Source organism: Nakamurella sp. GG22 (assembly GCF_052976845.2).
The window spans coordinates 37,416-51,470 of the sequence record NZ_JBRIIO020000012.1; the positions used below are offsets into that span (position 1 = coordinate 37,416).

Genomic DNA, 14,055 nt, shown 5'->3' on the forward strand with positions numbered 1-14,055 from the left:
AGCTTGGGGGACGCACCGGATGACGATCGCCCGCCCACCCGCAGGCGTCGCCCGCGACCAGCTCGAGGCCCTCGCCGGCGTCGTCGAGGATCTGGCCGGCCAGTTCGATCTCCGTCCGCTGCTCGACCGGATCCTGCGGCACGCCGCGGAACTGCTGGGCTGTGACAGCGGGTCGATCTGCACCGTCGACCAGCAGGCGGGCAGCTACCGCAAAGAGGTCGACCTCGGCGTCTCCTGCCGCTCCGGGAACGAGTTCCCGTTGACCGAGGGGGTCACCGGGGAGATCCTGCGGGCCGGCGGACCGGTGACCTTCGCCGAGTATTCGGAGGTGCGCGGCGGGCACATCGACCCGCTGGACCGGCGGGATCTGCACGGCACCATCGGGGTGCCGATCCGCTGGGCCGGGTCGGTGATCGGGACGTGCATCGTGTTCAGCAGGGACCCCGCCCGGCGCTTCGGGCCCGACGACGTCACCCTGCTCGAACTGTTCGCGGGCCACGCCGGGCTGGCAATCGTCAACGCGCGGATGCACGCGCGGGCGGCCGAGCTGGCACGGGCGGAGGCGACCGGACTGGAGCGCGAGCGGGTCGTGCGGGACGTCCACGACTCGGTCGCCCGGGCGTTGGCGTCCGTGGTGCTGCACCTGGACAGCGCGGGTGACCTGGTTGCTCCGACGGTGGCTGGGGGCGGGTCCGCCGCCGGCGTGGGCGAGGCGTCCGCAGCGGGCGGCGGGCGCCCTGAGCTGACCGCCGTCACCGACACGAGTCACCTGAACCTTGCTCGGCAGGCGGCCCGGATGGCGCTGCAGCACACCGCCCAACCGCTGTCCGGCGGACCGACCACCCGTCCCGCCGCCCGCATCGCGGTCGAGGACGCCATCCAGGCAGAGGTCGACCGGGCGCGCGGCACCGGACTGGACATCAGGCTGGTCGTCGCGGGTCCGAGGCGGCCCCTCCCGGGTCAGCTCGGGAGCGAACTCGTGGCCCTCGGCAGGCAGGCGATCGCGAACATCGTCGCCCACGCCGATGCCCGCACCGCGCGGGTCGGGCTGGTCTACGGCGCAGCGGAGGCGGTGCTGTTCGTCCAGGACGACGGGGTCGGCTTCGACCTCGCCGAGGTGCCCAGGCCGGACGGCAGCCGGGTGGGCCCGCGCGGTCCCGGGCTGCCCGAGTTGGCCGAGATCTCCGAGCGGGCGATGGCTCTCGGTGGCACGGTGCAGATCGACGCGACGCCGGGCTGGGGAACCACCATCCGGGCGGCCTTTCCCTTCCTACCGGTGGATGACGCCCCGCCGGAACCCGCCCGGCGGCCGACCGTTCTCGTCGTCGAGCACCGGCCGTTGGTCCGCGCGGGTCTCATCTCGCTGTTGCAGGAGCACGGCGACCTCGTGCAGGTCGTCGGCGAGGTAACCGACGCCGGCGCGGCGGTCGAGGCCGTCCGGCTGCTCACTCCGGACGTGGTGCTGATCGACATCGCACTGCCGTCAGACGGGGCATCACTGACGGCATCACTGACGGCATCTCTGACAGCAGCGGCGGCCACCGCGGTCATCGTCATCGGTGAGCAGACCGCCGGCGACCCTCGGGTGCGAGAGATGCTCAGGGCAGGTGCCCGCGGCGTGGTGATGATCGACGCCGACGCCGCGACCCTGTGCAGGGCGGTGACAGCGGCCGCGCGGGGCGACGCGCTGTTCACCGACGAAGTGCTGCACGGTCTCTACGACCGCCCCGCGCCGGACGCGGACGATCAGCCCATCCTCACTCCGCGGGAGCGGGAGGTCCGCGCCCTCGTCGCACAGGGGTTGCCGGACAAGCGGATCGCCGAACTGCTGCACATCTCGGTGAAGACCGTGGAAAAGCATGTCGGTGCAGCGTTGCGGAAGTCCGGCGCCCGGAACCGGACCGAATTGGCGGCGATGACCGGACGGGAAACGGCCTGACGCTCACCGCGACCTCAGTACCAGAGACAGCGCAGACACCCCTACAGCGGGAGGACAGAACAGTGGCCCGAACCATTGCCACCACCACCAGAGTCGACATCGACGAGTTGCTGGATTTCGTCAGGCCCCGACACAACATGGTCCTGCTCACCACCCGGACCGACGGCTCCGTCCAGTCGTCCCCGGTGTCCGGCGGCGTCGACCCGGACGGCCGGATCGTCATCGCCAGTTACCCGGAACGGGCGAAGTCGAAGAACGCACGGCGCACCGGCACCGCATCGGTGTTGGTGCTCTCGGACAACTTCGGTGACGCGTGGGTGCAGGTCGACGGCGACGCCGAGGTGATCGACGTGCCGGAGGCGGTCGAACCGCTGGTGGACTACTTCAGGAGCATCGCCGGAGAGCACTCGGATTGGGACGAGTACCGGCAGGCGATGATCGACCAGGGCAAGTGCCTGATCCGGGTGACGCCACGGCACTGGTCGCCCATCGCCACCGGCGGCTTCCCGGCCCGCCTCGCGTGAGCACCGGCACCCTGCGTAAAGCCCGTAGGTAGGGAAATCCCTACCACCGGTCACGGGGGATTTTCCCGATTCGCACCGGTTGCCACCGGCCTACGGTCGGGAAGGCCGGTGCACGAATGCGCGCCGGCCGGCCCGCCCTGACTACGCGAGGTGACGATCTGTCGCCACGACTCGTCCGGGGGGCGTATCGCACAAGGAGGTGCGCGTGCCCGTCGTATCGCTCAAGGAAATCGTCGACCCGGCGCTGGAACAGCGTTACGGGGTACCGGCGATCAACATCTTCAACGACATCAGCCTTGCCGGGGTGCTGGAAGCCGCCGTCGCGGAGCGTTCCCCGTTGATCGTCCAGACCTCGGTGAAGACCGTGCGGTCCGTCGGCAGCCGGGTGCTGTACGCGATGTGGACCTCGATGACGGCCGGCATCGAGGTCCCGGTCTCCCTGCACCTCGACCACTGCCCCGACCGCGCCGTGATCACCGAATGCCTCGAGGTCGGTTGGAACTCCGTGCTTTTCGATGCCTCCCAGCTCCCGGTGGCCGAGAACCAGCGGCAGACGGTCGAGGTCGTCGCCGAGGCACGCCGCTACGGCGCACACGTCGAGGGCGAGATCGAGTCGATCACCGGCGTCGAGGACGGCATCGGCTCCGATGCCGAGTCCGCCCGGCAAACCCTCGACGTGTCGGTCGGTTTCATCACCGAGACCGGTGTGGACGTCTTCGCCCCCGCGATCGGCAACGCCCACGGCGTGTACCGGTCGACACCGACGCTGGACGCGCAGCGGGTCACCGACGTCGTCGAGGCAACCGGGGTGCCGTGCGCGCTGCACGGCGGGAGCGGGCTGACCGACGATCAGTTCCGCGACCTGATCGCCCGCGGCTGCGCCAAGGTCAACATTTCCACGGCGCTGAAACGGCAGTTCATGCAGTCCAGCCTGGGCTTCCTGCGGGACGCCGAACAACGCGACAAGTGGGACCCGCCATCGCTCTTCGCGTCCGTCCAGGCGGACACCGTGCAGATGACGGCCGCTCTCATGCGCACCTTCGGCAGCGCCGGCAAGGCCGGGTGAGCCGCCGGTGCCGGCCCTGATCTTCGACTGCGACGGTGTACTCGCCGACACCGAACGCTACGGTCACCTACCCGCGTTCAACGAGACGTTCGCGGCCTTCGGAATCCCGGTGCGCTGGACCGACGCGGAATACGCCGGGAAGGTGCTCATCGGCGGCGGCAAGGAACGGATGGCCTCCATCCTGACGCCGGAGTTCGTCGCCGCCAACGGATTGCCCACCGATCCGGCGGAGCGCACCGCGATGCTCGCGGAGTGGCACAAGCACAAGACCGCTGCCTACACGTCAATGGTGGCGGCGGGTGCGATGCCCGCCAGGCCAGGTATCGCGCGCATCGTGGAAGAGGCCGCGACGGCGGGTTGGCAACTGGCCGTGGCGTCCACCTCGGCAGAGCCCGCGGTCCGCGCAGTGCTCGAGCACGCCGTCGGGGTGGACCGTGCCCGGGACTTCGCGGTGTTCGCCGGCGACATCGTGCCGGCCAAGAAACCCGACCCGGCCATCTACCGGTTGGCCGTCAAAGAGCTTGCGCTGCAACCGAACCAGGCGGTCGTCGTGGAGGACAGCAGCAACGGCCTGCGCGCCGCGCTGGGCACCGGACTGGCCTGCGTGGTGACCGTCTCGACCTACACGGTGGACGAGGACTTCACCGGTGCCGCACTCGTGGTGTCGAACCTGGGCGACCCCGACGGCGAGCAGAGCACCGTGCTGGCCGACCCGCTGGGCATCCGACCGGGCGGCACGGTGCGACTCGCCGACCTCGCGAAGGTGCTGGAGCGCCGGCGCCCTGACGGGCCGGCCCCCGGCGATCAGCAGTCGCACGAAGCCGACTCGGTGAAGGAGAACTGATGAGCGCCAGTAGTTTCGAACAGGTCGAGTACGTAGTGCGGACCATCGCGCAGACGGCCGTCGACAACGAGAAGGAATTCGGCGATCTCGATGCCGTCGTCGGTGACGGCGATTTCGGTTACTCCCTGGCGCGTGGCTTCGAAATCGTGCTGCAGGATTGGGACACGTACGACCGCAAGGACATCGGCACCTTCCTCAAGAAGATCGCGGTCGTCATCACGTCGCGGATCGGCGGCACCTCCGGTCCCATCTGGGGCACCGCCTTCCTGCGCGCAGGCGGTGTCGCGGCGGGCAAGAGCGAACTCACCGGCGCCGACGTGGTCGCCATGCTGCGGGCCGCCGCGGAGGGCATTCATCTGCGCGGCAAGGCGGTGCTCGGCGAGAAGACCCTGCTCGATGCACTGATCCCCGCCACCGACACCATCGAATCGGCGGTCGGTCGAGGCGAGGACCCGGCCGAGATCGCCCGCGCCGCAGCGGATACCACGGCCGAGGCGGCCGAGGCGACGAAGAAACTCGAGGCGAAGCGCGGCCGCGCCAGTTACACCGGCGAACGCAGCATCGGGTCCGTCGACGCCGGGGCGATGGCGCTGGCCATCATTGCCGAGCAGATCGCCACCGGGTGGCCGGCTGACTGAAGAACTCCCGACAATCGACGCCTTCGGTCGGCCATCCGCTGCCATGCGCCCGCAGCGGGCGGTCGAGCACAGCCGGACCACCGGTCCGACATCACCGTCTCTCACACCGTTGTGGAGGAATCGCCGTGAAGAAGTTCGTCAACGATCCCAAGCAGTTCGTCCCGGAAATGCTGCAGGGCATCGCCCTGGCCAATCCGGACACCCTGAAGTACGTCCCCGAGTACAACCTGATCATGCGGGCGGACGCACCGAACGAGAACAAGGTGTCCATCGTCCAGGGCTCCGGTTCCGGTCACGAACCGGCGCACGTGATGGTGGTCGGCAAGGGCATGCTGGACGCCGCCTGTCCCGGCGATGTGTTCGCCGCACCGCCGATGGACTATGTCCTGGAGACCACCAAGCTGGTCGCATCACCCAAGGGCGTCCTGCTGCTGGTCAACAACTACACCGGCGACCGGATGGCCTTCGAGATGGCCCAGGAGATGGCGGAGGCCGAGGACATCCTGGTCCGCACACTGTTCATCGACGACGACGTCTCGGTGCAGAACTCGACGTACACCGTCGGCCGGCGCGGCGTCGCGGGCAACTTCTTCGTGATGAAGGCGGTCGGCGCGGCCGCCGAGGAAGGCGCCGACCTCGACGAGGTCGTCCGGATCGGCGAGAAGGTCAACAGCGTCACCCGGACGATGGGCATGGCACTCACCGCGTGCACCCCGCCGGCCAAGGGATCGCCGCTGTTCGAATTGGGCGATGACGAGATCGAGATGGGCGTCGGCATCCACGGCGAGCCCGGCCGCCGGCGGGCGAAGATCAAGCCCGCCAACGACATCATCGACGAGATGCTGGAGGCGGTCGTCAGCGACCTGCCCTACGAGTCCGGCGACCGGGTGGCGTTGATGATCAACGGCCTCGGCGGGACACCGATCAGCGAGCTGTACCTGCTGTACGGGCGCGCCCACAAGCAGCTCGCCGAGCGCGGGATCACCGTCGGCCGGTCCTATGTCGGTGAGTACTGCACCTCGCTGGACATGGCAGGCGCGTCCATCACCCTGGTGAAACTCGACGACGAGATCGAGCGGTTGCTGGCAGCGCCGGCGGAGATCGCCATCCGCACGTTCTGAGAGCCGGAGCAGCGCGGCGGGTGGCCGCAGGGAAGACTGTCCCTGCGGCCACCCGCTGACGCGCTTTGCCCTCGCGCCGTTCTCGGCGATCAGCGGCGGTCGCGCCGCTCGTTGATCGCCTCGATGAGGCCGACCCCGTCGCACACCGTCACGGTCAGGCTGGGGTGCCGGATCCTTCCCCACGGATCGATGCCGGTGATCGGGGTCGCGAATTGCAGGCAGACACCCTGCCTGGCGTTGCTGGCGAATGTCAGTCCCCGGTCACTGAGCGACAAATGCGCCGGGCCAATGGTTTTCAGCACGGCATAGGGACCGGTCAACGTCGCGTCGGTGATGTTCGCGAGCGGCGTCGCCACCCGCCATGGACCGAATCGGGCGGTGAAATCACCGTCGGTCAGGGTGACCAGGGCGCTGCCGGAGCCGACCCCGAACAGCCGGCCGACCTGGCGGTACCGCGGATCGAAGGCGAACACGAACTCGCGCTGGGCAGACGTCACGCAGCGCCGCTTCCGGGCGATGATCCGGCGCGGGGGTGCAACACCGAAATCCTCTCGATCATCATGGCGCCGTCCTCTCCTCGTTCCGGCTTTCCCTCGTTCCGGCTTTCCTCGTTCCGGCCGGGTCCCCGGTGAGTTCCCGGCTGCCGGACGCTGAACCCTTTCGCACCGGAAAGGGTGAGTCCGGCCATGTCCCGGCGATTGGCCGATCACGGGTGGGGAACTCTTCGCTCCGAGCGTCGTCGCGTCAGCCGCCTGGGAGAAGAGATGGCCGATCGATCACCGTCCGGACCGCCACCGACTGCCGGGTCCGGTGCCGGGTCGGGTCACGCCGGGTCCGGTGACGCCGGGCCGCCCGCCGTCGGGCGTGGCCCGCTGATCAAGGCCTTCACCGCGAGCCTGACCGGGACCTCGCTGGAGTACTACGACTTCGCGGTGTACTCCTCCGCCGCGGCGCTGGTCTTCCCGCAGCTCTTCTTCCCCGCGGCGGACCCGCTGACCGGCACCCTGCTCTCGTTCTCGACATATGCGGTCGGCTACCTCGCCCGGCCGGTCGGTGGCTTCGTCTTCGGCCGGCTCGGTGATCGGCTCGGCCGCAAGCACGTTCTGGTCAGCACCCTGCTGCTGATCGGCGTCGCGACGTTCGTGATCGGCCTGCTGCCGACCTACGCGACCGTCGGGGTGGCCGCGCCGATCATGCTTGTGTTGCTCCGCTTCGCGCAGGGGGTCGGGGTCGGCGGCGAATGGGGCGGCGCTGTGCTGCTGTCCAGCGAGTACGGCGACCCCAACAAGCGGGGCTTCTGGTCCTCCGCCGCGCAGATCGGCCCGCCCGCCGGCAGCCTGCTGGCGAACGGCGTTCTCGCCGTGCTGACGGCGGCGCTCAGCGAAGAGGATTTCCTCTCCTGGGGATGGCGGGTGGCATTCCTGATCTCTGCCTTGCTGGTCGCATTCGGCCTGTGGATCCGGCTCAAGCTGGAGGACACCCCGGTCTTCCTGGCCATGAAGGCGGCCGGCGAACGACCGAAGGCCCCACTGCGGGAGGTCTTCCAGACCCAACGCCGGGCGCTGGTCGCCGCGGCGCTCGCACGGGTTGGGCCGGACGTGCTGTATTCGCTGTTCACGGCGTTCGTCATCACCTACGCGACCACACAGTTGGAGTTCAGCCGCAGCGAGGTCCTGACGGCGATCCTGTTGGGATCCGGATTGCAGCTGTTCCTGATCCCGCTGGCCGGTGCGCTCAGTGACCGGATCAACCGGCGGCTGCTGTACGCCGTCGCCGCGGTCGGCGCTGCCATCTGGGGTCCGGTCTTCTTCGCGATGATCGACGGTTCCTCGGAGGCCATGCTGATCATCGGCGTCGTGGTCGGGCTGGCCCTGCACGCGCTGATGTACGGGCCGCAGGCCGCCTACATCACCGAGCAATTCCCGGTCCGGCTGCGGTACGCGGGCAGTTCGGTCGCCTACACGCTCGCCGGTGTGATCGGCGGTGCGGTCGCGCCGATCGTGTTCACCGCCCTGTTGCAGCAGTGGGACAGCTGGGTTCCGCTGACGTTCTACCTGGCCGCCGCTGTCGTGGTCACCCTGGTCGGGCTCGGGTTGGGCCGCAACCCGCAGCCCGACGAGGAGACGGCCCTGGTGCGGAAACACTCGATGCACTGATCCCGGCCCGGGATCGACGATTCGGCCGCCGCCCCACCTGCGCGCCACCCCTCGCTCCCCGGCCGCTCGGCTACGGTTGTCCGCAAACAAGGGCGGCGGGTCGGTGCGGTGCATCAGGGCCGGCGGATCATGCTGCCGCCGTGGATGGTGCGAAGTGACGTCGCAGAAAGCAGGCGAGCAGCGAGCGATGGTGGATGACCAACGCCGATCCCATCTGATCGGGCTGATCCGCTCGACGATCCCGGCGATCCACCCCGGCGGCCGGCCGATCGTCCTCGGCGCAGCGGCGGGCACCGTCGGCGCACGGCTGCTGCTGCGCGCGGTCGGGCTGAAACGTCTCGGCCGGGTCGTCGGAACAACGGGCCTGCTCGCCACCACCGCGAGCGCAGCGTTCTTCCGTGCCCCCATCCGGGTCCGGCCGCTCGACACCGGACTGATCGTCGCGCCGGCTGACGGGCTGGTGTCGCTCATCGAGGAGGCGGCCCCACCGGCCGAAATCGGCGTCTCCCCCGCCCCGCGGACCCGGGTGTCGATCTTCCTGTCCGTCTTCGACGTGCACGTCCAACGGATACCGGTGGACGGCGTCGTCACCGGCATCGCCTACAAGCCGGGCAAGTTCCTCTCCGCCGACCTCGACAAGGCCTCCGAGGTCAACGAGCGGAACTCTCTAGTGATCCGGACGCCCGCCGACGACGAGGTGGTGGTGACCCAGATCGCCGGGCTGATCGCCCGGCGCATCGTCTCGGAGGCCGTCCTCGGTTCGTCGGTCGAGACCGGTGACACCTACGGGCTGATCCGGTTCGGTTCCAGGGTGGACACCTACCTGCCCGCGGGCGCCGAGGTGGTCATCCGGAAGGGTCAGCGCACGATCGGCGGCGAGACCGTCCTCGCACGTTTCGGCCCAGATCGTGTTGGCCCCGGCGCCGCTCCGGCCGGCAGCGACTCTGCATCGATCACAACTGCCTGATGGGCGGCGTCCCCGGGGTTCGGTTCCTGCCCAACGCCATCACGGTTCTGGCGTTGTGCGCGGGTCTGACGTCGGTGGCGTTCGCGATGAACCAGCAGTGGCTGATGGCGGTCGGCGCCATCGCCGCGGCCGCGATCCTGGACTCGCTCGACGGGCCCGCCGCCCGGATGCTGCGCTCGACCAGCAGGATCGGCGCCGAGCTCGACTCGCTGTCGGACTGCATCTCCTTCGGTGTCGCACCCGCCCTGGTGATGTACGTCTGGATCCTGCGAGACCAGGGCCGCGGCTACGGCTGGGTGGTCTGCCTGCTGTTCGCCGTCTGTGCCGCCCTCCGGCTGGCGAGGTTCAACTCGCTGCTGGAGGACACCGATCCAAAGCCCTGGGCCAAGGGCTTCTTCACCGGGGTGCCGACACCGGCCGCCGGTTTGATGGTGACCGCACCGCTGCTGCTGACGGTCCGGCTCGGCTACGACGGCTTCTGGGCCAGGCCCGGCGTCGTCGCGATCTGGATCGTGTTCATCGGACTGCTGATGGTGTCCCGGGTCCCGACGATCGCCCTGAAGAGCGTGCGGCTCCCCCCGCAGCTGATCGTGCCGATGCTGATTCTGCTGGTGCTCGGCGTCGCGGCGCTGTTCTACGAACCGGAGATCGTCACCGTCATCGGGATGGTCGTCTACCTGTTGCACATCCCCTATGCGGGCTGGAAATACCAGCACCTCAAGAACCATCCCGAGCTGTGGCGCGGCCGCGAACGCAGCCACCGACGTCGATCGAGTCGGCGGGTACGGCTGCGCATCCCCCGGCGGCAGCGGGTGGCCGGCCGGATGCCCGACGGCTCCCCGATGCCTCGCCAACGCAGGCTGGGCATCGACCGTCAGGGACGCGGGGGCGACCCGGGCCGGCGGAATGTCGGGCGCCGCCGGCAGCCGTAGACGGGCCGTTGCCTAGTGTTTCGTGGAGCTACTGATTCGTGGTGCTACTGGTTCGTCGTCACACCTGCTCTGTCGCACTGTTGTCTCGGTCGTGCTGCCGACACCTGCCCCGAACGTCCTTTCCTGAACTCCGAGGAGATCCGATGGCGAACCCGCCGCTGCCCGATACCGCGCTCGAGTTCCTCCGCGCGCCGAACCCGGCGGTGATTGCCTCGTCCCGTCCGGACGGCCAACCGGTGTCGGTCGCCACCTGGTACCTGCTCGAGGACGACGGCCGGATCCTGGTGAACATGGACGCCGGCCGGCGCCGGCTGAGCTACCTCCGCGAGGATCCGCGGGTCAGCCTCACCGCGCTGGCCGAGAACGATTGGTACAAGCATGTCAGCGTGCAGGGCGTCCTCGAACTGGCTCCCGACCCCGGCCTCGCGGGCATCGACCGGTTGTCCCGGCACTACACCGGCAACGCGTACCCGGTGCGCGACCGTGACCGGGTCAACGGCTGGATCACCGTGCAGTCCTGGCACGGCTGGCACGTCGCGGGATCCTGACGGGGGGCTCGATGAGCTGGTGGAACACCGACCTGACCCGGCGGTGGGGTGTGCGGTTGCCCATCGTGCAGGCCCCGATGGCCGGCGGCTGGACGACGCCCGCGCTGGTCGCCGCCGTCTCGGAGGCCGGCGCCCTGGGCTCCATCGCCGGAGCGATGCTGAGCCCCGACGCGCTCCGCGAGCAGATCCGCGCGGTCCGCTCGTTCACCGCACAACCCTTCGCGGTGAACCTCTTCGCACCACAGCCCGCGCCGTCGGATCGGGGCGTGACGGAGTGGGCGGCTGTGACGGGTGTGTCGCCGCCGTCGCTGCCGGTTCCGCGGGTGGAGTTCGCCGACCAACTGGCCGTGGTGGTGGACGAGCGGGTCCCCGTGCTCAGCTTCACCTTCGGCATCCCGCCGTTGGACGGCGTCGACTGCTGCACGGTCGGCACCGCAACGACGGTCGCCGAATCGGTCGCGATCGCCGAGGCCGGGGTGGACGCGGTGGTGGCGCAGGGCTTCGAAGCCGGTGGTCACCGCGGCACCTTCTTGACGTCCGCCACCTCTGGGAACGCGCCCGAGGCGATCGGCACCATGGCGCTGGTCCCGCAGGTCGTCGACGCCGTGACGATCCCGGTGCTCGCGTCCGGCGGCATCATGGACGGCCGGGGAATCGCCGCGGCACGTGCACTGGGCGCCGCCGCCGTCCAGCTCGGGACGGCGTTCCTGCGGACGTCCGAAGCGGCGACCGGTGCTGGTTACCGGTCCGCGCTCGACCGTCCGACGACCGTCACCAGGGTGCTGACCGGCCGGTACGCGCGGGCGGTCCGGACACCGCTGGTCGATCGATTGACGGAGTCCGGTGCGCCTCCGCCGGACTACCCACTCCCCCGGTCATTCCTCCCCGAGCCGCCGATGCTGGCCGGGCAGGGCGGCCCGATGGCCCGGGTGATGCCGGCCGGGGAGCTGATCCGCGTCCTGGAAGCCGAAACGACCGCTGCGGTCCGCGCGCTCTCGGCCGAGTAAGACCGGCGAGTGCCCCCGGCGAGTGTCACCGCCGAAGGACACAGTCGAGTGCCACACCAGCAGGGTCCCGGGGCCGGATGTCCCTGCAGTCGTGACACTGGACGCTCAGCTGCGATTCCCGATCACGCCCCGCGACTCAATCGGCCGCTCCCCCGCACACCACAAACGTTCCCGCGGAAACGCCCTTGCCGTCACGCACACCCCGCCGAGTGCCACACCAGCAGGGTCCCGGGCCGGATGTCCCCGGCAGTCGTGACACTGGACGGAGCCGCTGGGTCACCGGAGCCGCTGAAAGCCCCGGGCAGCGCAGGGATCAGATCTCGAAGCCGAGCCGACGGGCGGAGCGGGCCTTCTGCCTGCTGGTGCGGAGCCGGCGCAACCGGCGAACCAGCAACGGGTCCTCGGCGAGCGCGGCGGGATTGTCGATGACCTCGTTGAGCACCTGGTAGTACCGGGTCGGCGACAGGCTGAACATCTCCTTGATCGCCTGCTCCTTGGCCCCCGCGTACTGCCACCACTGGCGCTCGAACGCCAGGATGTCGCGGTCGCGGCGGGACAGCCCGGTGCCGATGGATTGACCGCCCGGTTGCTGGCTGCCGTCCGGGTGTCCGGACGTCGCGGCGTTCTCCATCAAGGTCCTCCCACGAGCATTGGCCGATCGGGAACGGCCGGTGCAACTCCGACCCCACGCCTGTTCAAGGGCATGCGAATCACACGACTGTCATTCCCAGCCTCATCCAACACGGCTGTGGCCGCGGGGTCCAGCGCATCGGCCGGTGTCGCGGTCCCGGGTAGTGGATGTGCGGGTCAGTGGATGTGCGGGCGCCGGTCGGCGTAGTGGGTCGCGGCCTCGAATCCCTTCGCCAGCGCCAGCAGGTCCCGCTCGGCCCGGTGCCGCCCGACGAACTGCACGCCCAGCGGCGTTCCCGAGTCGGTGAAGCCGGCCGGCATCGCGATGGCGGGATGGCCGGTCGCCGTCACGTGGCAGACGGTCTGCATCCAGCCCAGGTAGTCGGGCACCGCCCGGCCCGCCACGATCGGCGGGTACTGATACCGGGCGTCGAACGCGGGCAGCGGTGCGACCGGCAGGATCAGGGCGTCATAGGTTTCAAGGAACGCTCGCATCCGGTGGAACAGCGTGGTGCGCAGCACGGTTGCCCGACCGATTGCCGGTCCGGCCAGATCGCGGCCGAGCAACATGTTCGCGTACAGGCTGGGCCGCACGGTCGACGAGTTCTGTTCGAGGAACTCGCCGAGGGTCGCCTCGAACTGCCAGGCACGCAGGGTGCGAAAGCACTCGTCGGCGCCGGTGAAGTCGGGACTGGCCTCCTCGACGAACGCCCCGTGGGTCTCACAGGTCGCGGCCGCCGACCGCACCGACTCCGCCACCTCGTCCTCGACGTCAACGGCACCGCCGAGGTCGGGCGAGAAGGCGATGCGCAGCCCGGCGACCGAACCCTCGCCGACGTCGGCGAAGGACCGGCCCGGCTCTTCCAGCGAGATCGGCGACCGACGGTCGGGACCGGCCATCACGGACAGCAGCAGGGCCAAGTCGTCGACCGTGCGGGCCATCGGCCCCTGCACGGACAGGCCGGCGTATCCGTCCGTCGCGGGATAGACCGGCACCCGGCCGGCCGAGGGCCGCAGCCCGATGACGTTGCAGTACCCGGCTGGCAGCCGCAGGGAGCCGCCCATGTCGTTGCCGTCGGCGAGCACGTGCATCCCGGCGGCGAGGGCGGCTGCCGCGCCGCCGGAGGACCCGCCCGCCGTCATCGAAAGGTCGTACGGATTGCGGGTGATGCCGAAGACCTCGTTGAACGTGTGCCCACCGGCGGCGAACTCCGGAATGTTGGTCTTGCCGATGGTGATGACGCCGGCGGCCTTCATCCGCTCGATCACCAGGTCGTCGTCATCGGGCACGAAGTCTGCCCGGGACGGGGACCCGAACGTCGTCCTGATCCCGGCCGTCATGTGATTGTCCTTGTGCGCCACCGGAAGTCCGTGCAGCGGCCCGGCGAATTCACCGCGGGCCGCCAGGTCGTCCTGCTCGGCCGCCTGTGCGAGTGCGCGCTCGGCAGTCAGCGTGACGATGGCGTTGACCCGCGGGTTGAACATCTCGACCCGCTCCAGGTGCGCGCCCACCACCTCGCGCGCGCTGACCTGCCGGGATCGCAGCAACGACGACAGTTCGGTGGCGGAGCGGTAGAACAGTTCGTCGCGCACCGCGCCGCCTTCGTTGGTCGTGGGGATGGCGAAGACGGTAGTCGGTGCCGGCGGCAGTCGTCACGGTCGTGGGCGGCGAGGGCGGTCGGA

Annotated in this window: 14 protein-coding genes; 11 read left to right on the top strand and 3 right to left on the bottom strand. The window is 69.8% G+C overall.

All coding sequences use genetic code 11. From position 1 onward, the window contains the following. Positions 1-19: 19 nt before the first annotated feature. The 6 genes from ACVBEQ_RS13530 to dhaK all read left to right on the top strand — a co-directional run bounded on the left by ACVBEQ_RS13530 (position 20) and on the right by dhaK (position 6,132). Positions 20-1,939: a hybrid sensor histidine kinase/response regulator gene (locus tag ACVBEQ_RS13530; RefSeq protein WP_447153830.1), complete on the top strand. Its 1,920-nt coding sequence runs from the start codon at positions 20-22 to the stop codon at positions 1,937-1,939. A gap of 62 nt (positions 1,940-2,001) precedes the next feature. Further along, positions 2,002-2,463: a PPOX class F420-dependent oxidoreductase gene (locus tag ACVBEQ_RS13535; RefSeq protein WP_447153831.1), complete on the top strand. Its 462-nt coding sequence runs from the start codon at positions 2,002-2,004 to the stop codon at positions 2,461-2,463. Between the two features lie 205 nt (positions 2,464-2,668). Next, positions 2,669-3,529, top strand: coding sequence for a class II fructose-bisphosphate aldolase (locus ACVBEQ_RS13540; protein ID WP_447153832.1), 861 nt, complete (start codon positions 2,669-2,671; stop codon positions 3,527-3,529). Between the two features lie 7 nt (positions 3,530-3,536). Further along, positions 3,537-4,373, top strand: coding sequence for an HAD-IA family hydrolase (locus ACVBEQ_RS13545; RefSeq protein ID WP_447153833.1), 837 nt, complete (start codon positions 3,537-3,539; stop codon positions 4,371-4,373). Next, a complete protein-coding gene (gene dhaL / locus ACVBEQ_RS13550; protein ID WP_447153834.1) occupies positions 4,373-5,011 on the top strand; it encodes a dihydroxyacetone kinase subunit DhaL in 639 nt (212 codons plus the stop codon). The genes ACVBEQ_RS13545 and dhaL overlap by 1 nt, the downstream gene beginning before the upstream one ends. 125 nt (positions 5,012-5,136) lie before the next feature. Then, complete coding sequence (dhaK, locus tag ACVBEQ_RS13555; protein WP_447153835.1) at positions 5,137-6,132, top strand: dihydroxyacetone kinase subunit DhaK; 996 nt, start codon at positions 5,137-5,139, stop codon at positions 6,130-6,132. 89 nt (positions 6,133-6,221) lie between these two features. On the opposite strand, the gene ACVBEQ_RS13560 is transcribed toward dhaK, so the two are convergent. Beyond that, complete coding sequence (locus tag ACVBEQ_RS13560; RefSeq protein ID WP_447153836.1) at positions 6,222-6,629, bottom strand: hypothetical protein; 408 nt, start codon at positions 6,627-6,629, stop codon at positions 6,222-6,224. Positions 6,630-6,896: 267 nt separating this feature from the next. On the opposite strand from ACVBEQ_RS13560, the gene ACVBEQ_RS13565 reads away from it, so the two are divergent. From ACVBEQ_RS13565 to ACVBEQ_RS13585, 5 genes are all read left to right on the top strand, one after another. Next, positions 6,897-8,288, top strand: coding sequence for an MFS transporter (locus ACVBEQ_RS13565; protein WP_447153837.1), 1,392 nt, complete (start codon positions 6,897-6,899; stop codon positions 8,286-8,288). A 187-nt stretch (positions 8,289-8,475) separates the two neighbouring features. Next, positions 8,476-9,255: a phosphatidylserine decarboxylase gene (locus tag ACVBEQ_RS13570; protein WP_447153942.1), complete on the top strand. Its 780-nt coding sequence runs from the start codon at positions 8,476-8,478 to the stop codon at positions 9,253-9,255. Then, positions 9,255-10,187: a CDP-diacylglycerol--serine O-phosphatidyltransferase gene (gene pssA, locus ACVBEQ_RS13575; protein ID WP_447153838.1), complete on the top strand. Its 933-nt coding sequence runs from the start codon at positions 9,255-9,257 to the stop codon at positions 10,185-10,187. Before ACVBEQ_RS13570 ends, pssA begins: the two co-directional genes overlap by 1 nt. Positions 10,188-10,330: 143 nt before the next feature. Beyond that, positions 10,331-10,735 (top strand): PPOX class F420-dependent oxidoreductase, encoded by a 405-nt coding sequence (locus ACVBEQ_RS13580; RefSeq protein WP_447153839.1) that lies wholly within the window; start codon positions 10,331-10,333, stop codon positions 10,733-10,735. Positions 10,736-10,746: 11 nt separating this feature from the next. Continuing rightward, positions 10,747-11,742: an NAD(P)H-dependent flavin oxidoreductase gene (locus ACVBEQ_RS13585; protein WP_447153840.1), complete on the top strand. Its 996-nt coding sequence runs from the start codon at positions 10,747-10,749 to the stop codon at positions 11,740-11,742. 313 nt (positions 11,743-12,055) lie between these two features. Here ACVBEQ_RS13585 and ACVBEQ_RS13590 read toward each other — a convergent pair whose 3' ends face one another. Next, the gene (locus ACVBEQ_RS13590) at positions 12,056-12,373 is read right to left on the bottom strand and encodes a DUF3263 domain-containing protein (protein ID WP_447153841.1); all 318 of its coding nucleotides are present in this window, start codon (positions 12,371-12,373) and stop codon (positions 12,056-12,058) included. Between the two features lie 176 nt (positions 12,374-12,549). Beyond that, complete coding sequence (locus ACVBEQ_RS13595; protein WP_447153842.1) at positions 12,550-13,965, bottom strand: amidase; 1,416 nt, start codon at positions 13,963-13,965, stop codon at positions 12,550-12,552. Positions 13,966-14,055 lie beyond the last annotated feature (90 nt).

Coding starts and splice junctions, on each gene's coding strand:
- ACVBEQ_RS13530 (WP_447153830.1), top strand. CDS start 20: ATGACGATCGCCCGCCCACCCGCAGGCGTCGCCCGCGACCAGCTCGAG.
- dhaL (WP_447153834.1), top strand. CDS start 4,373: ATGAGCGCCAGTAGTTTCGAACAGGTCGAGTACGTAGTGCGGACCATC.
- ACVBEQ_RS13565 (WP_447153837.1), top strand. CDS start 6,897: ATGGCCGATCGATCACCGTCCGGACCGCCACCGACTGCCGGGTCCGGT.
- ACVBEQ_RS13570 (WP_447153942.1), top strand. CDS start 8,476: ATGGTGGATGACCAACGCCGATCCCATCTGATCGGGCTGATCCGCTCG.
- pssA (WP_447153838.1), top strand. CDS start 9,255: ATGGGCGGCGTCCCCGGGGTTCGGTTCCTGCCCAACGCCATCACGGTT.
- ACVBEQ_RS13580 (WP_447153839.1), top strand. CDS start 10,331: ATGGCGAACCCGCCGCTGCCCGATACCGCGCTCGAGTTCCTCCGCGCG.
- ACVBEQ_RS13585 (WP_447153840.1), top strand. CDS start 10,747: ATGAGCTGGTGGAACACCGACCTGACCCGGCGGTGGGGTGTGCGGTTG.
- ACVBEQ_RS13590 (WP_447153841.1), bottom strand. CDS start 12,373: ATGGAGAACGCCGCGACGTCCGGACACCCGGACGGCAGCCAGCAACCG.